Raw genomic sequence first — 22,554 nt, forward strand, 5'->3', positions numbered from 1 at the left:
CCTTAGTTAAATCGATTCATCGTTTGAATAAAATCATTGCTTTCAATAAAGTAATCGGCTGCTTCTGCAGCACGATCTACACAAGCCAAAATCTCCGGCTGTTCTTCCTTCGAAAACGGACTTAACACATGATTGACCACTGTTTTTCCATTTGGCCTACCAATACCAATTTTAATTCGATTAAACTCTTGACTATTCAAATGAGAGATTAGACTCTTCAACCCGTTATGGCCTCCGGCACTACCTTTTTGACGCAAGCGAAGCTTACCAAAGGCTAAATCTAAATCATCATGAATGACAACAAGTTCTTCTGGATAAATGCCAAAATAAGTCATTAAGGGCCCTACTGCCCTTCCTGACTCATTCATAAATGTTAAAGGTTTCACTAATAGGATTTTTTCACCATTAACAAAGAAATCAGCTACTTCTGCTTCAAACGTATGCTTTTTAAAGGTTGCTCCGTGTCTATTTGCTAATATATCAACGGCCATAAACCCGACATTGTGTTTTGTATTTTCATATTTTTTTCCTGGATTTCCCAGGCCTACAATCATTTTCATTATTTTACCTTCCACCTTAAGCATGCCAAAATGCTGGACCGCCTATAAGACGGTCCAGTGTTCCCACATAGTATAACACAAAATAAACTGTAGTGGTCACATCCGAATTTTAAGACTTGTTAAAAGTTTGGTTTTTCATTAAGAACTCTCATTTTACTGTTTCCCTTCCCCTCAATAAATAAACCGTTTTCCACTATAACAACTATTAGAACTGTATTAGTTTCAAGCGAAATACGTGACAAATTTTACAAATCAATGGTATGATGACAGGGATAAAACAAAAAGATGAAAGGACTGGTACACAATGACTGCAGCAGCAGGAAATGTTAAAACCCATCAAAAAGTAATTTTAGTCGGAGACGGTGCCGTAGGTTCAAGCTATGCTTTCGCTTTAGTTAACCAAAATATAGCTCAAGAAATCGGAATTATCGATATTGATACAAATAGAACTGAAGGAGATGCAATTGATTTATCCCATGCATTAGCTTTCACTTCACCCAAAAAAATCTATTCTGCTTCTTATGATGACGCACACGATGCTGACTTAGTTGTTATTACTGCTGGCGCACCACAAAAACCAGGCGAAACTCGTTTAGATCTTGTCAACAAAAACTTACGTATTAACAAAAGTATTGTTGAACAAATTGTCGCGTCTGGCTTCAACGGTATTTTCTTGGTTGCCGCTAACCCAGTAGATATCTTAACTTATGCTACTTGGAAATTCTCAGGTTTCCCTAAAGAACGTGTCATCGGTTCAGGAACATCATTAGATACTGCACGCTTCCGTCAAGCAATTTCTGAATTAGTTAATGTTGATCCACGTAATGTCCATGCCTATATCTTAGGTGAACATGGCGATTCAGAGTTTCCTGTATGGTCACATGCAAACGTAGCTGGTTTACAAATTTATGAATGGGTAAAAGATAACCCTGAAGTAGACGAAGAAGCATTGGTAAACTTGTTCTTTGGTGTACGTGATGCAGCTTACGAAATAATTGAGAAAAAAGGAGCAACATTCTACGGTATTGCTGTTGCTTTAGCTCGTATTACACGTGCTATTTTAAATGACGAAAGTGCTGTATTCCCATTATCTGTTTATTTAGAAGGTCAATATGGACAAAATGATATTTATATTGGCGCACCTGCTGTTGTTAATGCAAAAGGTATCCAAAACATCATTGAAATTCCATTGACTGATGCAGAAAAAGATAAGATGGATGCTTCTGCTAACCAATTAAAAGAAGTTATGGACAAAGCCTTCGCCGAATTAGATAGCGAAAATAAATAAAAGCTTCAAAAATACCGTGAGAAAATTTCTCACGGTATTTTTAAATATTTTTTATAAAGTGCACGAGAAAGCTCGCTTTTTGCTTTTTCTATGGTATATTTGTTATCGGTATACCATCTATTATGTGAAATTAAGGAGTTATTTCGATGCGAAGATCTGATAGGAAGCGTCCCCGTTCTAAAGTAGGCTTAATTATCGTACTTGGTGTTCTCGTGTTACTAGTCGCGGGTTATACCTTCCGGAGTACATATTATAGTAGTCGATTTTTACCCAACACAGTGGTCAACGGAATTGAGATTGAAAATCTTACCGTTGAGGACGCGAATAAAAAAATGGAAAAAGCTTTGTCTGACTCACCTTTTGTCATTCAAATTGACAGTAAAAATTGGAAAGAAATCAATCGACAAGACCTTGGCTGGACGACAGATTATGCAGATGAATTAACTTCTATTAAAGAATCGCAAAATCCGTTTAGTTGGGGAATGCAGTTGGTTTCTGCTGCTGAAACCAAAGATGTTTCCGGCAACACTTTGGATGAAGATAAATTAAATGCACTTAAAGAACAAATAAAGGTTGAGCTTACACAAGTAAATGAACCGCGAACACCATCAGAAAATGCAACCATTAAACAAACCAGTTCCGGCTTCGAAATTGTTGGCGAAAAACAAGGAACCACAATTGATGTAGATGCTGCGACAAATGCTTTTGCTGAAGCGGTCTCAACCGGTAAGCATACAATCAGTATGAATGAGTATTTATCGAAACCAACAATCAAAAAAGATGATGCTCAACTAAAAAAATCACTAGAAGAAATGAATAAAGTTGCTAAAGTTAAAGCAACCTACACAATCAATGGAAATTCCTTTGATATACCTTCTGATAAAATTCAAAGCTGGTTAACAGTTGATGCTGAAGGCAAGCTAGCTTTAGACCAAGAAAAAGTGACCGCTTATGTTACTGAACTTGGTCAAACATATAATACAAAAACACAGCCTACTAAATTCAATAGTACCCGTCGCGGGGAAGTAGAAGTTCCCGCTGGCAGCTATAGTTGGTCGATTAAAACTGCCGACGAAACAGCAGCATTATCTGAACAAATTCTTCAAGGAAAAGATTTTACTCGTTCACCAATTGTTGAAGGTGCTACAACCGATTCAGGAAAAGCCTTAATCGGCAACACCTACGTTGAAGTGGATTTGGAAAATCAACACATGTGGGTTTATAAAGATGGAAACGTTGCTTTAGAAACTGATATTGTCAGTGGAAAGCCTTCTTCACCTACTCCACACGGGGTTAACTATGTATGGAGCAAAGAAACCAATACTACTTTACGCGGTTATAACGACGATGGTAGCAAATATGCCAGCCCTGTAAAATATTGGATGCCGATTGATTGGACTGGTGTAGGGATACATGATTCAGATTGGCAGCCAGCTTATGGCGGAACGCTATGGCAAACAGTTGGCTCTCACGGCTGTATCAATACTCCACCAGGGGTAATGGGACAAGTATTTGAACTAGTCGATTTAGGAACACCAGTATTAGTATTTTAAACAGAACAACCGCTTGGAAAAATTCCAAGCGGTTGTTTTTTGCTTTTTATTTATTCAGCAGAAGTAAATACTTCTGAAACATCATCGTCATCTTCCAATTTTTCTACTAGACGCTCCAACTGTTCCTTTTGCTGTTCGTCTAAATTTACTGTTGTTTGAGGAACCATTGTCAGTTCCGCCTGAGCTAGAATAAATCCATCTGTCTCAAGTTGATCACGAACCATAGTAAAATCTTCAGGCGCGGTATAGACCTCGAAAACTTCCAGTGAAGTTTCCATATCTTCACCACCAGCTTCTATTACTTTCTCGAGCATTTCATCCTCACTTAGCGCCAATCCTTCACGTTCAATTGCAATATATCCTTGTCGGTCAAACATATAACTAACTGAACCTGTCTCACCTAGGTTCCCACCATTTCGGGTAAATGCAACACGCACATTCGTTGCCGTTCGATTACGATTATCAGTCAACGCATGAACCAAGATGGCTACACCACCAGGTCCGTACCCTTCATAAGTAATCTCATCATAGTGTTCCCCTTCACCAGAAGCAGTCGCCTTTTTTATTGCACGCGCTACATTGTCGTTAGGCATATTCGCACTTTTGGCCTTATCCATTACTAAACGCAAGGCTGGATTTATACTCGGGTCAGGGCCACCAGCTTTGGCCGCCATATAAATCTCACGAGAAATTTTTTGGAAGATTTTTCCTCGTTTTGCATCTTGTGCGTTTTTTCGACCTTGAATATTGTGCCATTTACTGTGTCCTGACATGGGATCTCCTCCTAATACTTTTTTTGAAGCACTACTATTATTTTCATCCTTAACTATTTATTCGTCAAGAAAAAGAAATACTACCGTTTCTTCATCACCTGAGTGTAAAGAATAATTAACAAACAAGCTGTCAATGCCCCAGCAGAGTCTAACATAACATCTTGAAACAACGGGGTTCTTCCGCCTGTTAACATCTGATGAAATTCATCTATCGCAGCATAACCTGTCGCTGAAAACCAGGCGAAAAATCCTGCTAGTACTAGTTGTTTTTGTTTTAACTTTGGTTGCAATCCCAAAAATAAGCTACCGCCCAAAAGAAAATAGCTCCCAAAATGTGCTCCTTTTCGAATAAAAAATTCGATAAATTTTGAATACCCTAATGTTGAAATACTTACTTTACTTCCCGCATAGGTAAAAGAAATCGAAGACATTGCCTTTTTAAAGGGCTCACCGCTTAATAACCGATCTAACAAAGATACCTGGCTTTGCTGCTCATATGTCATAGAAGAACTGATAAACAAAATAATCATCATGACAAATGCGATTGCTAAATATAAATTCCCATTTTTACGGTGTTTCTTCATTTTTCGGCCTCCAAAAGAAAAACCGGTACGAATTTCTTCGTACCGGTCAATAATTTTTAATTGATTACATACGAACCGCAAAACTTGGTGCGAAGTATGCATATGAAGAAGTTGTAACAGTTTGTCCTGGTGCTGGTGCGTGAACGTATTGTCCTCCACCTAATGCAATCGCAACATGGTAAGTTCCACCATGGCTGCCCCAGAATAACAAGTCACCTGGTTGTGCTTGATCGATTGAAATTGTTGTTCCAGCAGATTCTTGAGGAACAGTCCATCCACCAATTTCACGTCCAGCAGCTACACGATATACGTAGCTGGTAAATCCTGAACAATCGAATGATTCAGGACCTTTAGCACCCCATACATATGGTTTGCCAATGTGTTTCATTGCTTCAGCTACTATTGCCGAGCCATTACCAGATGGTGCTGGCGCTGGAGTCGGTGTTGGAACTACTGGTGCTGGCGTTGGATCAGGAGTTGGTGCTGGTGCAGGTGTTCCTGTATCGCCAGTGTTTCCATTTTCATTAGGAGCTGGTGCTGGTGTTTCTGAACTATTTGGTGTTTCTTGTACACTTGATTGAGTTGTTTGTTCTTCAGTCGAAGGAGTAGTTGTTGATTCTACTGTACTTGATTCAGAACTTGCCGCTTCACTTGAAGCAGCCGTTTCTGCTGCTTGTTTAGCAGCTTCTTCGTCAGCTTTGCGTTGTGCTTCAGCTTCTGCTTGAGCAGCCGCCTGAGCTTCTGCAGCTTTACGAGCTTCTTCTTGAATACGTGCTTGTTCAGCTTCTGCTTCTGCTTTTTGTTGTTGCAAAGCAGCTTTTTCATTTTCAGCAGTTGCTTGTTCAGCAGCTAATGAAACCTTTTGAACATTTAGATCAGCCTGTTTAGCGATTAATTCACCTTTTTGACCTTCTAATTGCGCTTGATTAGCAGCAATTTGTTCAATTTGTTTTTGATTTTCAGCTTCTTTTTGTTCAACTTCTTGTTTATCAGCTTTTTGTTGTTCAACTAAGTCGTTGTTCGCTTTCACGATGGTACTCATCGCTTGTACTCGACCTACAGCATCGCTGAATGATTCAGCATTTAAAACAACATCAATTACATTTGAAGTGCTTTGTTTAACTTGAACGTCACGAGCTTGTTCTTGAATTGCTTTTGAACGCTTTTCAATTCGATCTTGCAAAGCTTTAATTTGTTTTTGTAATTCTTCTGATTTTTGACGCAATGTTGTTTGTTCATTTAATAGGTCTTGTGCCTTTGTATTAATTGCAGCAACTTCATTTTCTAAAGAACCGATTTGAGATTCTGCTGTTACTTGTTGATCTTGTAAATTAGAAATTTTCGCATCCTGGTCAGCAATTTTATTATCGAATTCATCGGCTGAAGCTGCGGCTGGAGCTGCTAGTGCGCTTAATGTTACTGAACATACCATTAATGCTGATAACAAACTTTTTTTCACTCTTATATCCTCCGACTACTTTTACGTTTTTAGTTTATGAATTTTATTAGACTTTTTTTCTAACACATTGATGAGTTTACCATAGCTGTATGTCATGCGTATAATAGCATTGTTACAAAACCATTTCATTTTCGCTCTAATTTGACCGAGTTCCTGTCATAAAAAAACAGGAGCACTAGACTCCTGTTGTCAACACTATATTTGTTTAATCTGAATAGCTTCCTTTCTCAACCAATAGTTTTCGTATTGGAAAAATCAAGAAAATAAAAAGTAAAATATTCATGCCTAGAGTTGGTCCTAGAAAACGAGTAACAAATAACTGATTATCTACTTGAGCAAGTTGGAAAACCATTTGAATCAGCGTGCTCCCTAACTCAAAGAATGTCACAAAAATAATCATCGAAAAGAACAAGGTCAGTAAACTTTGATGAATAACTCTACCAAATAAGTAAATCAATGCAACAGTCAGTGGTAAAATCACTGCATAAATACCAATCACACCAATGTAATACAAATCATAAAGAATACCTACTACCAACATTGTGCCAATCATAAATCGCTTATCCAAAAGTTCAGAAACGACTAACAACACTATAATCATTACATGGGCATTCATTTGATAACTGTCGTTGAAAAAATGAGTGAACAGACGATTAACATGGGCATCCAACAGCATGATAATAAACAATAACGGTGGAACAATATATTTAAGATAACCCTTTTCAATCATTCGCCAGCCTCCACCATCCGCTGTACAATTGTCACAACAGAGATGTCGTACATTTGAGCATAAGGTTTGATATACACTTCTCGTTCTACACCAAAGCTGTTTGTTTTTACCTCTGCAACGGTTCCCACGGGTAAATTCGCTGGTGAATTTCCACCTAATCCAGAAGTTTGAACAATATCTCCTTCTTTGATGTCATTTTCTTCAGTAACTTTTGTAGCGACTAATTGTTGTTTCTTTTCATCATAGCTAGTCAGGATCCCAAAAGAGTTCCCAGAATCAGATGTGATTTTCAAAGGAAAATGGTTGGTGCTTTTGTTATCAGAAGTGAGTAATTCCACCTTAGAAGTGTGTGTATTTACTTCAACAACTCGACCAATTAATCCCTTTTGAGACATCACTGCCATGTTGCCTTCTATACCATCTGCACTACCTTTATCAACTATCAGCATATCTTGCCACGTATCTGGCGAACGTGTAATTACATTAGCCGTTACCTTTTGAAAACTGGTTAATGTTTGATTCAAATCCAGTTCTTGTTTCAGCTGCTCGATTTCTTTTTCATGATTTTTGTTTTCTAATGCTACTTCATCGTATTGATCAATCTTGCTTTTTAACTGTTCATTTTCTTCATAAGTATTAATAAGATTAGAAACTGCTGATGTTCCATTGGCAATCCAGCGGCCAGGAGCCGTAATGGCTTTATCCACTACACCAACAGTATCATTGATCATAGATTGTACAATATTGGTTCTGCCTTCACGAGCACGACTTGCTGCGGTGATCGAGATGGTCGCAATAACTATAATAACTAAAATCAGTAGAATAATAATATTTTTATTTGGATTAAATTTTCTCACAAAGGCACCTCGGGACATAATAAGATACTCTAAATTCTACCACTAACCGATGGCTTAAAAAAGAAACGACGTATGATTTTAGAGAATTTTAGCAACTAAAAAAGCCAGCAGTGCAATTTACAATTTTTTGCTTTCTGCTGACTCGCTATTTACTTAATCTTGGCTTTGAATTACTGCAATAACCCCACTGGTAAAACTGACTTTTGCCTCATTTTGTAAAAACTCATTACTAGCTAAACTAGTGGGCTGCAAAATTTCAACTTTGTCTAACGGATATTTTACATCCTTCAACGTTAGCTCGGAAATTGGTGTTAAGCAACAATACCCTAAATACTTCATTCCCAACTCTTTACTTACAACATGTTCTCCAGAGGTTAAATAACTAACAGTATTGGTTCTATCTTTTAATCGAAACTGTTGAAGGTAGGGGCGGAATCTAGGCTCTACACCTAACCATATATTGGCTAATAGATGATCTAAACGACCTCCCGTAGCGCCAATAATTGTTACTTCGGCATCTGGATAACGCTCAAAAGTCTTAACTAATGCCAACTGTGTATCAGTATCATCTTTTTCAGCAGGCGATGTAGATAGCTCTTCCACTGACTCAAAAACAACTTGCCGTTCTTCCTCAGATAAAGAATCGAAATCCCCTACTGCCAGATTTGGTTGAATTCCTTCTTCTAACAGATATAGATTTCCACGATCTATACCAACAAAAAAATCATACTCTGACTTTTGAAAATCTGGCCATTGCTGCGGGCTTCCACCAGCAACTAATAAAATGTTCATTAGTTTAAGACTTCCCTCAATGCTTGTATTCTAGCTTCCGGATCTTCAGCACCATAAATATATGAACCTGCTACAAATACATCCGCCCCTGCTTCCTTACATTTTGCAGCTGTTTCAGGGACAATTCCTCCATCGACTTCAATTTCGTAATGGTAACCATTTTCTTTTCGCAATTGATCTAGTTCAGCTATTTTTGCCACAGTTTCTTCAATAAACGATTGACCGCCAAATCCAGGATTTACCGTCATAATCAAAATTTGATCGACCTGTGACAACACATACTTAATTGACTCGATTGGTGTTCCAGGATTCAACACAACTCCAGCTTTTACTCCCTCTTGCTTGATCATTTGAACTGCACGGTGGATATGGGGAGTTGCTTCAACATGGGCCATAATGATATCAGACCCCGCCTTAGCAAAATCAGCAATATACTTTTCTGGTGCATCAATCATTAAATGAACATCTAAAGGAAGTTTAGTGATTGGACGCAAGGAGGCTACTACACTCGGACCAAAAGTAATATTCGGCACAAAATTTCCATCCATTACATCAATATGAATGTAATCTACACCTGCTGCTTCAACCATTTTTACTTCTTCACCTAAGCGTGCAAAGTCTGCACTTAAAATCGATGGGGCAATTTTCATCTTATTGTTCTCCTTTTTCATATAATTAATTCTTCTTTTTGTATACGGGGCGACGATTTTCGATTTCCTGCAAAAACTGCAAGTAATTATCGTATCTCGATTGAACAATTTCGCCTGCTTCTAGTCGCTTTTTCACTTCACAGCCGGGTTCTTTCACATGACGACATTCACGAAAACGACAGTACTGCGAAGCTGCCAGAAATTCCGGAAAATCTTTAGGTAGTTCTTCTGCTGATAATTCTAAAAAATCAATGGAACTAAAACCAGGTGTATCCGCAACTAATCCATCAAACAATTCCAGCAATTCTACATGCCGGGTCGTATGTTTTCCTCTTCCCAATGATTCAGAAATTTCACCTGTTGCCAATTGTAATTCTGGTGCTAACTCATTTAGCAAGGTGGATTTTCCTGCACCAGATTGACCCATAAAAACAGTCAATTTGTCACTGAATAACTGTGTCAGACGATTTTTTTCAGTAAGACCAGCAATTACAGGGTATCCTAATGGTTCATAAACAGCTTTAATTTCAGCAACTTTTGCTTCGTCTTTAGTCAAATCTGTTTTAGAAAGATAAATGACGGGATCAATCGACTTACTTTCGAGCGTCACTAAAAATCGATCTAGCAGATTATAAGAAAATTTCGGTTCAACTAAACTAGTCACTACTACTCCTAGATCAACATTTGCTACAGGTGGACGAATGAGTTCATTTTTTCGAGGTAACAATTCCAATACATACCCCTCGCTGTTCTCTTCACTGCTAAAAACCACTTCATCACCAACTAATGGAGTTAACCCGCGTTTACGAAAGTTTCCTCTAGCTCGGGTCTGATGCATTTTACCATCACTAAATACATAATAAAAACCACTTAACGCTTTACGAATTTGTCCTTCGATATTCCTCACTCCTTCGATATTTTCTCTCGCAACCATTGTACCATAACCAACAAATAAATATTAGTAAAAAAAACCTAAAAAAGATACCCTCTTCCAATTGGAAAAAGGTATCTTTTAAATTACGGAACATTAATACTCGTTTCGCTGTTTACATTTCTAGTTACCACCGTCACGCCATCTCTTTGTACCTGAATCGTCGCTTCGGACCCTTCCTTGATAGTCACAGGTACTGCTTGACTATTAGAAGTTGTACTAGCATCTAAAGTGAAGGTTGCCTTGTTGGTCAAAGTACTATTATTGGCATCTTTAACTAATACGGTAATTGTTTCAGGCTGTTCATTGCTGCCCTTATAATTAGCATTAATTGTTACATTAAAGTTTTGCTGCTTCACTTCAGCACCTTTTGACACTCTCAAAGTAACCGTACTACCACTATCCACTGATTCACCATTGGTGGGAGAAGTTCCAATTACTTTCCCAGCTTCTACACTATCAGAAAATTCTTCGGTGACAGTAACAACTAGTCCTACACTTTCTAATTCACTTTGCGCTTCAGCTTGCATTTTGCCATTCAAATTAGGAATCGTCACTTTAGCAGGACCTTTACTAACTTGCAATTTTATTAGAGTGTCACCGGTCACACTAGTGCCAGCAATAGGATCTTGACTTATCACTACCCCAGCAGCTACAGTTTCACTTTCTTCATTAATTCGTTGAATTTGTTTACTATCGATTCCCAAATTTAGTAAGGCCGCTTCCGCATCTTCATAAGTCATATCAGAATAGTCACCTAATGTAAAAGTTTGAGGTCCTTTAGAAACAGTAAAAGTGACCGTATCTTGAGAAGGGTCTACTTCGGTTCCTTTAGCTGGTGTTTGATTAACAACTGCGCCTTTGGTGACTTCCTCATCATATTCTTCATTCACCTTAATTTGATTAGAAGAAAAACCTAAATCTCTTAAAGCCTTTCGAACATCACTAATCTGTTCCCCAGCGTAATCGTCCAGCTCAACTTTGCCTACACCACTACTAACATATAAGCGAACAGTCCGATTCCGGCGAATCATAGTACCCGCTTCAGGATCAGTTTTAACTACATGTCCTTCTTCAACGTCGCTATCAGGAATAGACTCGGCGCGCTCGGCTACCTTTATTTTTGCCTCTTGCAATGTTTGCCTTGCTTCAGCTTCTGTCATATTTTTCACGTCTGGGATAGCTGTCTCTTGATTGGAACTGGCAAACATGTATGCTGCAAATCCGCCCACTGCCAAAACTAAAAGTGCTAGTAAAATCCATGGCCACTTTTTTCGTTTTTTCTTCTTTGGCGGTTCAACTGGTTTATTAACCATCTTGGGTATTTCCGTCTGTTCTTCCTCTGATGGAAGCTCGTCTGTAATTGGCGTTAGAACTTTCGTTTCATCATTCATGGCTGTTGGCTCCCACGGACGCTCATCGATTCTTCCCGGAGATAAAGCCGTTGACAAATCTTCTGACATTTCTTCAGCTGTTTTGTAACGATCAGCTGGATCTTTCGCAGTCGCATTCATTACAATGTTTTCCAGCGACTGAGGCGCCTGCGGATCAAATACTTTCACTGAAGGAATTGGATCTTGAAAATGCTTTAAAGCAATCGTTACAGCTGACTCACCGTCAAAAGGAACATTTCCAGTCATCATTTCATACAGGATAATTCCTAATGCATAGATATCTGATTGCTTTGTTGCCATACTTCCCCGTGCTTGTTCAGGCGATAAATAATGGACCGAACCTAATAAAGAGTTAGTTTGTGTCAATGAGGTTTCAGACAAAGCGATTGCAATTCCAAAATCGGTGATTTTAACGACACCTTCTTGGTCAATTAACACATTTTGCGGCTTTAAATCACGGTGAATAATACCATGAGCATGAGCTAAGCTAACCGCAGAAAGAATTTGCTGCATGATATCAACAATTTTAGTATAAGGAATTGGGTAGTGAGTTTGAATATATCGTTTCAGATCCATACCACGAACGTATTCCATTACTAAATATTGCATGTCATCTTCTTCACCAACATCATATACACTGACAATGTTAGGATGAACCAGTTCAGTAGCTGCTAAGGCTTCTCTTTGAAAACGACGTATTGCAGTTTGATCATTTTGGAAATTGAAGCGTAGTACCTTAATGGCGACATCCCGATCCAAAATTAAATCATGCGCTAAAAACACATTAGCCATTCCGCCACTGCCGATACTGGCGATGACTTTATATCGACCATTAATTATTTTTCCGATATCTATCATTCAGGTACCTCCTCCCCAAAATGGATTAACAGCACCGTAATATTGTCGGATCCGCCTGCCTCGTTAGCTTCGGCGATTAATTGACTAGTCTTTTCTGCTAAAGTCTGATCACTCTCAATAATAGCTAAAATTCTTTCTTCACTTACCATATTAGTTAAGCCATCCGAGCACAGAAGCAAATAGCTATCTGTATGACACGTATGATGAGAAACATCTACTTCCACAGTTCCATACACTCCTACAGAACGAGTCAATACATTTTTTTGCGGATGAACTGCAGCCATTTCCTCTGTGATTTCGCCAGATTTAACCAGTTCATTGACTAGTGAATGATCATCGGTCAACTGACGTATCGTGTGATCATGGACATAATAAGCACGGCTGTCACCAACATGAGCCAAAGTAAAGTTGTCATCAAATAAAGCAGCACTGACCACTGTGGTGCCCATGCCTTGCATTTCCGGATGTTCAATACCTTCTTGATAAATTTTTTGATTTTCTGTTTGAATTTGCTGAATGAACCACTGCGCGACTTTTTCACTGTCTGAAATGTCTGAAGCTTCCCAAGCAGCGCCAAGACCGTTGACAGCCATTTTGCTGGCTACATCTCCTGCCAAATGTCCGCCCATACCATCAGCTAAGATTGCTAATGACTTTTGCGCTTGATTCACAAAGACATTGGCATAATCTTGATTCATTTGGCGACGTCTACCGATATCAGATTGAAATTGAATTTCCAATTTTGTTCCACCTCATTTGTCTTTTTTGCGCATCGCGCAGATAAAAAAGCCGTCAGTCATCAGCATTTCCGGATATAATACTAACATTTTATCTTGAATAGCTGGTTGCACTACTTTATTTACAGCCAGTTCAACCTTTTCGAATTCTGGATGCTCTTTTAGAAAAGCTGCTATGACTTTTTGGTTTTCTTCAGAAGTTATTGTACATGTACTATAGACCAAGATGCCACCTTTTTTTAATGTTGAAGCGCAACTTTCTAAAATTGCCCGCTGAATTTTCGGCAGCTGGCGAAAATCTTCAGGGCTTTTTTGATACTTAATATCTGGTTTTCGACGCATTAATCCTAGTCCAGAACAAGGAGCATCAATCAGAATTCGATCAAAACTCTCTGCGGCAAAATGCTCATCTACTGTCCGGGCATCCATCGCTTTAGTTTCAATAACTTCAGATACTTGAAGCCGTTCAGCATTTTCCTGTACTAGCTTTAATTTGTGTTCATGGATATCTAATGCAGTAATCTTCCCTTTTCCCTCAAGTAAAGCAGCCATGTGTGTGGTTTTCCCACCCGGTGCTGAACAAGCATCTAAAATTTGTTCACCTGGCTTAACACCCATTATTTGTGCTACTAACATAGAACTTTCATCTTGAATAGTCAGCAGACCGTCTTCGTAAAGCTTACTTCCTGCCAGAAAGCCCTTATCAGCAATAATGCCATAAGGAGAAACCTCACTCAACCTTGCTTCAATTCCTTCTTCTTTTAATTGATCAATTGCTGATTCACGACTAATCCTTTGAACATCAATTCGTGCACTGACATGACTTGGTTCTAGCAAAGAAAGACCTAATTTACGGGTCTCTTCGATTCCGATTTCCTGTACAAATTTTTCAGTTAAAAATGTAGGAAGGCTGATTTCAATCGCCAAACGTTCCATTTGATCCTGGATATCCGTTAATGGCGGTGTTCCTTTTCTTTGCAAAGAACGTAAAACGCCATTTACAAACTTGCCAATTCCTGGATTTCCTTTAGCTTTAGCAATCTCAACTGCCTCATTTAGGATCGCATGAGCTGGCACACGATCCAAAAAAATCAATTGATAGACAGAAAGTTCTAAAAGACTTTGAACCCAGCTATCTATGCGCTTCGCTTGAGCTGTAAATGGCGTGAGATAAAACGCTAAAAGTCGTTTGCGGCTGACTGTTCCATAGACTAGTTCAGTTAACAAGCCAGTATCTTTATCCGCTACTTGATTCTTCTTAATTAATTCGTTCAACAGCAAGTTAGAATAAGCACCGCCATGGTTAATTCGCTCAATAGCCTCCAAAGCAGTGTAACGTACAGAATGGACTAATTGTTTTGGTATTTTTTTTGCCATTAGTTCACCTGCTGGCCTTCTGCAACTTGCTGCCCGCTGCCGTTAAGAAAAGCTTGAACTGTTTGCTTACCTTTTCCAGCAGGCTGTAATTCTTCAATTGCTACAACAGTTCCTTGTCCGCAAGCAATGTGCAAAGCTTTTTTTGTCCGCAAAACAATTGTTCCTGGTTTAGCTTTCGTTTCCTCATCTGTCGGTGTCGTTTTGAAAATTTTCCAACGTGCAGTTTCATAATTAGTAAAAGCAATCGGCCATGGATGCATTCCCCGTACCTGATTGTCTACTTCTTCTGCCGTTTTGTTCCAATCAATAGCCTCTTGTTCTCTCGTAATGTTTGGAGAAAAAGAAACTTCCTCTTCATTTTGTGGAGCAGGTGCCAATTTACCAGAAATGATTTTAGGTAATGTTTCCAATAGCAGCTCCTTGCCAACAAGACTCAATTTTTCGAACATAGTTCCCACATCATCTTGTTTAGTGATAGGAATACTACGTTGACTAAAAATGCCACCAGCATCCATTTTCTTAATCATTTCCATAATCGTTACACCAGTTTCTTTTTCACCGTTCATAATGGCATAGTGAACCGGCGCTCCTCCACGATATTTAGGTAATAGAGATGCATGAACATTGATAGCACCTAATCGCGGAATTTGCAGCAGTTTCTCAGGTAAGAACTGACCAAAAGCTGCTGTAACAATTAAATCAGGAGCTAATTCAGCGATCTGCTCCATCTCTGGTGATCCGCTGATTTTTTCAGGTTGCAAAACTAATAAACCATGTTCAACAGCAGCAGCCTTTACTGGTGGTGGTGTGATTGTTCTTTTTCGACCAACTGGACGGTCTGGTTGAGTAACTACTGCAGCAATCTCATACTTTTCGGCTAATAATCCTTCTAGAATAGGAACTGAAAAAGCAGGCGTTCCCATAAATACAATTTTAGTCATTGACATGTTCCTCCATATACCGTTCTAAATCTTCAGGTGCAATTGGATCAATCACTTGATCAATGAAAAGTTTTCCATCGAGATGATCGATTTCATGTTGAAATGCTCGAGCCAAATAGCCATAAGCTGTTACTTCCATTTCGTCACCTTCACGATCATAATAGCGGACAGTAATTTCATCTGCTCGCTCAACCGTTCCATAGGTTTCTGGAATAGAAAGGCATCCTTCTACATCAATAGTGGTTCCTTTTTTTTCGATGATCATTGGATTGATTAATTCAAAACGATCACCCTCATCAATCTCTACAACAGCCATTCGCAAATTTTTCCCAATCTGAGGAGCAGCTAACCCGATGCCATCATGGGCTACCATTGTCTCGTACATATCATCCAGCAGTTGGACAAGTTCATCTGTTACATATTCAATTGTCTGAGCCGATTGAGTTAATCGGTGGTCAGGATAAAGCAAAATTGGGTAGCGCATGGTATCCTCCTAAATAAAATACATGGGTTCACTGTCAATAGCAATCAATAGTCCGTTTCGTTGTTCCTTTTGACTTTGCTGTAAAATCGTTTCTAACGTTGGATATAGCTGATCTTCTTTTTTATATTTGATAATCAGCTGGTAATAGTAGCGGTTTTTAATTCGCAAAATAGCACCCGGGGTTGGTCCTAATAAAATGCTTTGGGGACTCAACGCCTGTTTCAACTGTTCACCCAGCTGATATGCCTTCTGAGCAGCCCGCATTTCTTCTTGATGAGAAATTGTCAGCTTCACCGTGTAGTAATAGGGTGGATAATCCGTTTGATGACGAATCCCCATTTCCATTCGATAAAATCCTTCGTAATCATGTTCTTTAGCCAGTTGAATAGCATAATGCTCAGGATTAAAGGTTTGAATTAATACTTCCCCTTTTTTCTCACCACGCCCTGCACGCCCACTTACTTGGGTTAATAGCTGAAACGTACGCTCACTGGAACGAAAATCCGGTAGATTTAATGCAGTATCCGCATTAAGCACACCCACTAAAGTAACATTAGCAAAATCCAGTCCTTTAGCAATCATTTGAGTACCTAAAAGAATATCTGCTTCACGATTACCAAAAGCATCCAAAATTTTTTCATGGGCACCTTTGCGCCTGGTTGTGTCAACGTCCATTCGCAGAACACGTGCTTCTGGAATTAATTCTGCTAATTCTTCCTGTACCTTTTCCGTACCGGTGCCGTAATATCGTATTTTATCTTTACCGCAATTCGGACAGCGACGAGGTATATTTTCCTCATGTCCACAATAATGGCAACGCATAGTTTTCGTGTCCATATGCAAGGTTAATGAAATGTCGCAATTGGGACACGGCAAGACAAAACCGCAATCTCGACACATCACAAAGGATGAGTAGCCTCGGCGATTTAACAGTAGCACGCTTTGTTCACCTTTCGCTAAACGATCACGCAATTTCTCTTCTAATTTTTCCGAAAACGAAGAGTTCAGACGGCGCTGCATTTCTTCACGCATATCCACAATTTCTACAGGAGGCAACGTAGCACTTTGATTTGCTCGTTGTGTCAGAGTTAATAATTGATAGACACCTTTTTGAGCTCTTGCTCTAGATTCTAAAGATGGCGTCGCACTGCCTAAAACAACTGGACAGTGATGATATTGTCCCCGCCAAATAGCTAAATCTCTAGCATGGTAGCGTGGTGTTTCTTCTTGTTTATAAGTAGTTTCATGTTCTTCATCAATGATAATGACACCTAAATTTGCTAAAGGTGCAAAAACTGCTGACCGTGCGCCTACTACTACTCGGGCCTCTTTTCGCTCGAGTTTACGCCATTCATCATATTTTTCACCTTGAGACAATCCACTATGCAAAACTGCTACTTCATCACCAAAACGAGACTTGAAACGGGTAGCCATTTGTGGTGTTAATGAAATTTCAGGTACCAGCATCATAGCTGTTTGCCCTTTCGCCAGAACATCCGAAATTACCTGTAAATAAACCTCCGTTTTTCCGCTGCCAGTAATTCCTTCTAGCAAAAAGACCGCATGCTCTTGACTTTGAGCCTTATCATGAATGGCCTGATAAGCCACTTGCTGCTGCGGATTTAAATTCAGAGCCTGGGTCTGTTCGAACTGTTTTTCAGCAAAAGGATCACGATATTTCTCAACTTCCTCAAAAGCTAGCCAGCCCTTTTCCTTGGCTTGATTCAAATTAGCCAAAGTAAAATCTTCTGCCTTCATCTGTTTGACAGACACTAACTGGTCTTCTTTTAAGCTTGACAAATAGTCTATTAATTGGAGCTGTTTAGGAGAATTTTTCCGAATGCCTGCCTTGATGGATTCAATCTCTTTTTTTTCAACGATTCGTTTGATGTATCGTTCTGTCTTTACTTTATTTTTCGTATGTACTTCATAGCGTAATTCTACTAGATTTTCCTCACGTAATTTTGCCATTTGTTTCAGGAGCCCACGTTCTTCTGCTTCTTCCCAAGTCATTTCCGTTTTCCCTAAAAAAACCTGGTCTTTTAAGTGGTCCTTTTCAGATAATAAGTACAGCTTTTTCTGATAATTAGCCTTCATCACACTTGGCAGCATCGTTTGCAGACAAGTGATCTTGAAAGCAAAGGTAGTATCCTTCATATAGTCTGCCAACTGTAAAAGCTCGTGATTTAAAACAGGCGTTAAATCCAGTACTCGAATAATTTCTTTAAGGTTGTCTGCTGGCAATTCTGGTGTCTCTGTCACAGCTATGACAAAGCCCTGGACATGGCGACTGCCAAAACTGACCTCTACGCGCATTCCACTCTCAACAGTCATTTGGGGCGGAATCAAATAGGTAAAGGGCTGATCGGTTTGCATAGCAGGTACATCTACAATTACTTGTGCTAATTTCATCCATTTCCGCCTCCTTATTGTCTGTATTGTACTAAAAAATTTCTAATAATGAATTAAATTCAACATAAAAAAGGAAACAGGTGTAAATACACCTGTTCCTAGTTGTTTTGTTCGCTGCGGATACGGGCTTCTAGTTCACGCTGTTCCCGTTCTTTTTGCATTTTTCGCTCTTCTTCTTCCAATTTCAAACGTTCCCGCTTAATTTCTGGATGAGGGTCATTGATTACAGTGCCCGCATCAATTTCTTCAAGAGCTTGTCCAACGCTTTTTACTGAATCAAAAGAAGTTAAACTTGGTTTTGCACCAGAATCTAATTCATGCGCACGCTTGCTAGCTAAGATTACCAGAGAATACTTGGAATTAACGTGATCTAACAAGGTGTCGATTGAAGGTTTTAACATCATAAGCTTATATCTCCTTTAACATTTTTATATATTTTCCTATTACACGGTCGACCCGATAATGTTCACTTACAATAATATCTTTAATTCGATCCACTGCCAAGTGGACCTCATCATTTACTACTGCATAGTCATAAAGAGCCATCATTTCGATTTCTTCACGGGCTACTTTCATCCGTTCATCAATCACTTCAGGGGTGTCTGTACCACGTCCGACAATCCGAGCTTTTAGCTCAGCTAAATCTGGCGGTGTCAAAAAAATGAAAACACCATCTGGGACTTTGTCTTTTACTTGACGTGCACCTTGAACCTCAATCTCCAGGAACACATCTTTCCCACGATCTAAGGTTTCATTCACATAAGTTAACGGTGTTCCATAGTAATTGCCGACATATTCTGCATACTCCAGCATATCACCAGCTTCAATCATTGCTTCAAATTCTTCGCGAGTACGGAAATAATAATCAACGCCATCAACTTCCCCTTCACGCTTTTGACGGGTGGTCATTGAAACTGAATATTCAAATTCGTTATCGTCGCGTTCGAAAATCGCTTTACGAACAGTTCCCTTACCCACTCCCGACGGTCCAGACAACACAATCAACAGTCCTCTTTCAGACATACTAACGCCCTTTCATGGTCTTTTTTCGCTAACGCTTATTGTGCACTTTTTTTGCGAAGATTTCAAGGGGTATTCGGCCGCTACCAAGTATTTCTTAAAATCCCATGTTGGATAAAGTGTTAATGACGTCTCTTAATTCACCATGCTGTTTAATTTCTTTATCCACAGGATCTGGGACTTCTTCAGCAGTAATTGATACGACAGAAGCTTTGTTCAAGTTTACGTAGGTCCCATCATTCACCAAAATATGCAACTCTTTTTCAGAGTAAAATACAACTGCATCCTGCCACGCTTCAAAACCGCTCTTTTCAGAAGGTATCGCTCGCTTAACAATACTGTGCCCATTGCTTTGATGGAAGGTGATGTCGTAATATTTCATTTAATGATACCCCTATTCTACATTTTGAATTTGTTCACGTATTTTTTCTAGAATCGTCTTTAATTGTACCACGATATCCTTAATTTGAATGGGACTAGACTTTGAACCGATCGTATTTACTTCTCGATTCATTTCTTGCAAAAGAAAATCAAGTTCACGCCCTACTGGACCAGTCGTTTGCAGCAGATGATCCATCTTCTCCAGATGAATACTTAGACGATCCAATTCTTCATGGACATCTCCTCGCTCCAGTAAAATGGCCATCTCAGTTAACAGACGATCTTGGTCAACTGTACTACCGAGATACTCCTGTAGTTTTTCTTCGTAGCGCTTTTGGTAGTCTGCTTCATAAATATCTACAAATTGTTTCAGCTCTTCAACTTGCTCAAAGACGTTTTGGCGATAACCTGATAGAACAGCTTGAATACCCGCCCCCTCAGCTTCACGACTTTGAACTAGCTGCACAAAGGCTTTTTGAGCTGCCTCTTGCACTAACAGCTCCAATGTGTCATCTAGCTCTTTACGGTCTACTAACGTCACATAATCTTCTTGTTCTAAGCTTTTCAACAAAATCTCTTTTATTGGCAGATCAGTCACACCATAACGTTCCTGAGCACCAGTCTTCAGTTGCTCAATTAGCTGGTCTAATAACTCCCATTGAATTGATACTTCCTTACTTCCTGTCTTTAGAGGCAGTAAATTAATGTACATGTCTACCCGGCCACGCTGAACCTGTTCCTTCGCAATTTTTCGCAGAAGCGTTTCGTAGGCATTAAGTTCTTTAGTCATACGGATTTGTAAATCCAAAAAGCGATTATTCACGCTTTTTAATTCCACACTCAATTCATATGCTTCGTTCATGGCAGTCCCCTGGCCGTAACCCGTCATACTCTTCATATTTTATCCTCTACATTTCCTTGATAATCTTCTGCAACGCTTCAAATTCTTCATTCGTCAAGGTGACACCTTTGCCCATTTTTTCATGTTCAGGTGACCAGTCCCTTAAATCAAATTTTGGTGGCCGACCATTCCAACTCACTAAATTTAATTCCTTACGCCACCCTTTGGCATTTTCTGACAATACTGCAATTTCTTCTACTATTTCGTAACTGAATTCTCCTGCCATACAAATTCCTCCTGAATAAATTCTAAAAATAAAAGCAGCAACGTTGGCAAAGGCCAAGAAAGAAACGCTCTTTCCCAATTGTTTACTTGCTGCTGGTATAAGCTGATGGTCCGATTGTAAATAGATAAACGATTCATTTCCTGCCAACGCTGAGATAGGTGTTCTTTGACTGACTGAACATGCGTTATTTCTGGACTTTCCTCAACGTTTCGACAAATTGCAGCTGCTAATCCGCTAATCCGATAGACCTTTAGTGGTGATACGTTTTGCCACTCACTCCATTGCTCTAGTAACGATAGGCTTAGATTTTCCAGTGGCTGATGATACGTTTTTTGCTGCAGCTCTGCCAGCTTCACTAATGAAACCGAAAAATTTTTTTGAATAAATGCCACAAATTTGCGAGTCAGGTGAGGAAAATTTTCTGAGGCCTCAAAAAAGTAGCGCTGCCCTTGAATTTCACCTAAGCATCGTTTTGTTTCCAAATATCCCAATTGGATATTTGCTTTAGCACGATTTGCTTCAAACAATAGCATCTCTCCTAAATCCCAACTAGTAGCTAATGGGATAACAGCTACATGATTAGGAATTGCTACCGCCTTATCGATCCCAGGACCGTGAACATCCACTACAATCACTTCTGTAGCCCCTTGCGCTAATGCAATATCTACCGGCACATTATTGCGGTATCCCCCATCAACATAAAAATATTCACCAATCGGCTCAATTGACATTAATGGGAAAAATGCAGATGAAGCCAGCAACCAAGATAGCATTTCCTTTTGGGAGCAGTCATTTAATTTTACCACGACTTCTTGAAATGTGGGAACACGAGTAGCTACAACATAAAGAGGAACGCTTTTAGTCATCTTTTCTGCATCCAAATGTTTTTGTAAGAGTTTGCGCAGCGGGCTGGTCGATAATCCCTTTTGCTGAATCGCTTCAAAAACAAATTGTCGCAATTGCTGAACATGGTCTGCAAAATCTGCTGTTTCCAGTGCATCAAAGCTCACTTCTAAAACTTTATTTGTAGCAATTTCCTGCCAAAGCTTTTGTGCTGCTGATAAATCACCTTGTGCTATTAAAGCACCATTAAGGGCCCCTACTGAACAACCGCTAATCCATTGAAAAGGAATATTTCGTTCTAATAATGCCTGCCACACTCCAATTTGATAGGAGCCACGCGCACCCCCGCCTCCCAAAACTAAGCCAGTCTTATATTTTAGTTGTTTAGACCAGAATTCACCTTGGTCAATGTACGCTTGGCTTTGCAGCCATTGAGCCAAGGGTTGTGGGGCAGAAAAAAATAGTTCAATTTTTGATACAAATTCTTGACGAGCAGCGGTCTCCAGCACACAAAGACCTTCCTGCCAAGTAAGTTCTCTACTTACAAGCAGGTTGTGAACTTGCCAACTCCCCTCAAATTTGTGAACTTCAACAAACACACGCGATTTCTGATTTTCTAAACAATAAACCTGATACTTTTTTATTGCCTGCAGCATTCGCTGCCTTGCAAAGTAATGGGAGGAGTCAAAAGGAAACAGCAGCCGTCCTTGTTGAATCGCCTCTTGATAAATTATTTGTTCAGATGGGTATATACGCTGCACTTTCATTGCATTCCTCCTAAAAGAAAAGCCACAAAGCTGAAC

Annotated in this window: 23 protein-coding genes; 2 read left to right on the plus strand and 21 right to left on the minus strand. The window is 39.4% G+C overall.

Annotation, left to right across the window (positions count from 1 at the left end; genetic code table 11):
• Nucleotides 1-2 precede the first annotated feature (2 nt).
• Entirely contained in the window at nt 3-560 is a 558-nt protein-coding gene (pth, locus tag I588_RS17705) for an aminoacyl-tRNA hydrolase (protein WP_010758221.1), read from the minus strand.
• A 304-nt stretch (nt 561-864) separates the two neighbouring features.
• Between pth and I588_RS17710 the strand changes: the two genes are divergently transcribed.
• Together I588_RS17710 and I588_RS17715 are read left to right on the plus strand one after the other, a co-directional pair.
• Nucleotides 865-1,848, plus strand: a complete 984-nt coding sequence (locus tag I588_RS17710) for an L-lactate dehydrogenase (protein ID WP_010758222.1) — start codon at nt 865-867, stop codon at nt 1,846-1,848.
• 146 nt (nt 1,849-1,994) lie between these two features.
• Complete coding sequence (locus I588_RS17715; protein ID WP_010758223.1) at nt 1,995-3,401, plus strand: L,D-transpeptidase family protein; 1,407 nt, start codon at nt 1,995-1,997, stop codon at nt 3,399-3,401.
• Nucleotides 3,402-3,451: 50 nt separating this feature from the next.
• Here I588_RS17715 and I588_RS17720 read toward each other — a convergent pair whose 3' ends face one another.
• From I588_RS17720 to I588_RS17815, 20 genes are all read right to left on the minus strand, one after another.
• Entirely contained in the window at nt 3,452-4,174 is a 723-nt protein-coding gene (locus I588_RS17720; RefSeq protein ID WP_010758224.1) for a YebC/PmpR family DNA-binding transcriptional regulator, read from the minus strand.
• 80 nt (nt 4,175-4,254) lie between these two features.
• On the minus strand, nt 4,255-4,758 hold the full coding sequence (locus tag I588_RS17725; RefSeq protein ID WP_010758225.1) for a VanZ family protein: 504 nt from the start codon (nt 4,756-4,758) through the stop codon (nt 4,255-4,257).
• A gap of 64 nt (nt 4,759-4,822) precedes the next feature.
• Nucleotides 4,823-6,217, minus strand: a complete 1,395-nt coding sequence (locus I588_RS17730) for a C40 family peptidase (protein WP_010758226.1) — start codon at nt 6,215-6,217, stop codon at nt 4,823-4,825.
• A gap of 205 nt (nt 6,218-6,422) precedes the next feature.
• Nucleotides 6,423-6,947: a rod shape-determining protein MreD gene (mreD, locus tag I588_RS17735; RefSeq protein ID WP_010758227.1), complete on the minus strand. Its 525-nt coding sequence runs from the start codon at nt 6,945-6,947 to the stop codon at nt 6,423-6,425.
• A complete protein-coding gene (gene mreC / locus I588_RS17740) occupies nt 6,944-7,804 on the minus strand; it encodes a rod shape-determining protein MreC (RefSeq protein WP_010758228.1) in 861 nt (286 codons plus the stop codon). Before mreC ends, mreD begins: the two co-directional genes overlap by 4 nt.
• A 153-nt stretch (nt 7,805-7,957) precedes the next feature.
• Nucleotides 7,958-8,596 carry a thiamine diphosphokinase gene (locus tag I588_RS17745; RefSeq protein ID WP_010758229.1) on the minus strand — a complete coding sequence of 213 codons (639 nt, stop codon included), beginning with the start codon at nt 8,594-8,596 and terminating at the stop codon, nt 7,958-7,960.
• Nucleotides 8,596-9,246 (minus strand): ribulose-phosphate 3-epimerase, encoded by a 651-nt coding sequence (gene rpe, locus I588_RS17750; protein WP_010758230.1) that lies wholly within the window; start codon nt 9,244-9,246, stop codon nt 8,596-8,598. The genes I588_RS17745 and rpe overlap by 1 nt, the downstream gene beginning before the upstream one ends.
• 25 nt (nt 9,247-9,271) lie before the next feature.
• On the minus strand, nt 9,272-10,153 hold the full coding sequence (gene rsgA / locus I588_RS17755) for a ribosome small subunit-dependent GTPase A (RefSeq protein WP_034694084.1): 882 nt from the start codon (nt 10,151-10,153) through the stop codon (nt 9,272-9,274).
• A 110-nt stretch (nt 10,154-10,263) separates the two neighbouring features.
• Nucleotides 10,264-12,429 carry a Stk1 family PASTA domain-containing Ser/Thr kinase gene (gene pknB, locus I588_RS17760; RefSeq protein WP_010758232.1) on the minus strand — a complete coding sequence of 722 codons (2,166 nt, stop codon included), beginning with the start codon at nt 12,427-12,429 and terminating at the stop codon, nt 10,264-10,266.
• Nucleotides 12,426-13,169, minus strand: a complete 744-nt coding sequence (locus I588_RS17765) for a Stp1/IreP family PP2C-type Ser/Thr phosphatase (RefSeq protein WP_010758233.1) — start codon at nt 13,167-13,169, stop codon at nt 12,426-12,428. The genes pknB and I588_RS17765 overlap by 4 nt, the downstream gene beginning before the upstream one ends.
• Nucleotides 13,170-13,181: 12 nt before the next feature.
• Nucleotides 13,182-14,543: a 16S rRNA (cytosine(967)-C(5))-methyltransferase RsmB gene (rsmB, locus tag I588_RS17770; protein ID WP_010758234.1), complete on the minus strand. Its 1,362-nt coding sequence runs from the start codon at nt 14,541-14,543 to the stop codon at nt 13,182-13,184.
• Complete coding sequence (gene fmt / locus I588_RS17775) at nt 14,543-15,484, minus strand: methionyl-tRNA formyltransferase (protein ID WP_010758235.1); 942 nt, start codon at nt 15,482-15,484, stop codon at nt 14,543-14,545. Before fmt ends, rsmB begins: the two co-directional genes overlap by 1 nt.
• On the minus strand, nt 15,477-15,968 hold the full coding sequence (gene def / locus I588_RS17780; RefSeq protein ID WP_010758236.1) for a peptide deformylase: 492 nt from the start codon (nt 15,966-15,968) through the stop codon (nt 15,477-15,479). The genes fmt and def overlap by 8 nt, the downstream gene beginning before the upstream one ends.
• A gap of 9 nt (nt 15,969-15,977) precedes the next feature.
• The gene (gene priA / locus I588_RS17785) at nt 15,978-18,380 is read right to left on the minus strand and encodes a primosomal protein N' (protein ID WP_010758237.1); all 2,403 of its coding nucleotides are present in this window, start codon (nt 18,378-18,380) and stop codon (nt 15,978-15,980) included.
• 98 nt (nt 18,381-18,478) lie between these two features.
• Complete coding sequence (rpoZ, locus tag I588_RS17790) at nt 18,479-18,784, minus strand: DNA-directed RNA polymerase subunit omega (RefSeq protein ID WP_010758238.1); 306 nt, start codon at nt 18,782-18,784, stop codon at nt 18,479-18,481.
• A 4-nt stretch (nt 18,785-18,788) separates the two neighbouring features.
• A complete protein-coding gene (gene gmk, locus I588_RS17795) occupies nt 18,789-19,403 on the minus strand; it encodes a guanylate kinase (RefSeq protein WP_010758239.1) in 615 nt (204 codons plus the stop codon).
• A gap of 94 nt (nt 19,404-19,497) precedes the next feature.
• Entirely contained in the window at nt 19,498-19,782 is a 285-nt protein-coding gene (locus tag I588_RS17800) for a hypothetical protein (RefSeq protein ID WP_010758240.1), read from the minus strand.
• Nucleotides 19,783-19,794: 12 nt separating this feature from the next.
• Nucleotides 19,795-20,679: a YicC/YloC family endoribonuclease gene (locus tag I588_RS17805; protein WP_010758241.1), complete on the minus strand. Its 885-nt coding sequence runs from the start codon at nt 20,677-20,679 to the stop codon at nt 19,795-19,797.
• Between the two features lie 10 nt (nt 20,680-20,689).
• Entirely contained in the window at nt 20,690-20,908 is a 219-nt protein-coding gene (locus I588_RS17810; protein ID WP_010758242.1) for a YdbC family protein, read from the minus strand.
• Nucleotides 20,881-22,518: a patatin-like phospholipase family protein gene (locus tag I588_RS17815; RefSeq protein WP_010758243.1), complete on the minus strand. Its 1,638-nt coding sequence runs from the start codon at nt 22,516-22,518 to the stop codon at nt 20,881-20,883. The genes I588_RS17810 and I588_RS17815 overlap by 28 nt, the downstream gene beginning before the upstream one ends.
• Nucleotides 22,519-22,554 lie beyond the last annotated feature (36 nt).

Origin of the sequence: Enterococcus pallens ATCC BAA-351 (genome assembly GCF_000407485.1) — a bacterium.
GTDB classification, from domain to species: domain Bacteria; phylum Bacillota; class Bacilli; order Lactobacillales; family Enterococcaceae; genus Enterococcus_A; species Enterococcus_A pallens.

Excerpts from the sequence above, each read along its gene's own strand:
- pth (WP_010758221.1), bottom strand. The coding sequence starts at position 560 with ATGAAAATGATTGTAGGCCTGGGAAATCCAGGAAAAAAATATGAAAAT.
- I588_RS17710 (WP_010758222.1), top strand. The coding sequence starts at position 865 with ATGACTGCAGCAGCAGGAAATGTTAAAACCCATCAAAAAGTAATTTTA.
- I588_RS17715 (WP_010758223.1), top strand. The coding sequence starts at position 1,995 with ATGCGAAGATCTGATAGGAAGCGTCCCCGTTCTAAAGTAGGCTTAATT.
- I588_RS17720 (WP_010758224.1), bottom strand. The coding sequence starts at position 4,174 with ATGTCAGGACACAGTAAATGGCACAATATTCAAGGTCGAAAAAACGCA.
- I588_RS17725 (WP_010758225.1), bottom strand. The coding sequence starts at position 4,758 with ATGAAGAAACACCGTAAAAATGGGAATTTATATTTAGCAATCGCATTT.
- mreD (WP_010758227.1), bottom strand. The coding sequence starts at position 6,947 with ATGATTGAAAAGGGTTATCTTAAATATATTGTTCCACCGTTATTGTTT.
- I588_RS17745 (WP_010758229.1), bottom strand. The coding sequence starts at position 8,596 with ATGAACATTTTATTAGTTGCTGGTGGAAGCCCGCAGCAATGGCCAGAT.
- rpe (WP_010758230.1), bottom strand. The coding sequence starts at position 9,246 with ATGAAAATTGCCCCATCGATTTTAAGTGCAGACTTTGCACGCTTAGGT.
- pknB (WP_010758232.1), bottom strand. The coding sequence starts at position 12,429 with ATGATAGATATCGGAAAAATAATTAATGGTCGATATAAAGTCATCGCC.
- rsmB (WP_010758234.1), bottom strand. The coding sequence starts at position 14,543 with ATGGCAAAAAAAATACCAAAACAATTAGTCCATTCTGTACGTTACACT.
- fmt (WP_010758235.1), bottom strand. The coding sequence starts at position 15,484 with ATGACTAAAATTGTATTTATGGGAACGCCTGCTTTTTCAGTTCCTATT.
- def (WP_010758236.1), bottom strand. The coding sequence starts at position 15,968 with ATGCGCTACCCAATTTTGCTTTATCCTGACCACCGATTAACTCAATCG.
- priA (WP_010758237.1), bottom strand. The coding sequence starts at position 18,380 with ATGAAATTAGCACAAGTAATTGTAGATGTACCTGCTATGCAAACCGAT.
- rpoZ (WP_010758238.1), bottom strand. The coding sequence starts at position 18,784 with ATGATGTTAAAACCTTCAATCGACACCTTGTTAGATCACGTTAATTCC.
- gmk (WP_010758239.1), bottom strand. The coding sequence starts at position 19,403 with ATGTCTGAAAGAGGACTGTTGATTGTGTTGTCTGGACCGTCGGGAGTG.
- I588_RS17800 (WP_010758240.1), bottom strand. The coding sequence starts at position 19,782 with ATGAAATATTACGACATCACCTTCCATCAAAGCAATGGGCACAGTATT.
- I588_RS17805 (WP_010758241.1), bottom strand. The coding sequence starts at position 20,679 with ATGAAGAGTATGACGGGTTACGGCCAGGGGACTGCCATGAACGAAGCA.
- I588_RS17810 (WP_010758242.1), bottom strand. The coding sequence starts at position 20,908 with ATGGCAGGAGAATTCAGTTACGAAATAGTAGAAGAAATTGCAGTATTG.
- I588_RS17815 (WP_010758243.1), bottom strand. The coding sequence starts at position 22,518 with ATGAAAGTGCAGCGTATATACCCATCTGAACAAATAATTTATCAAGAG.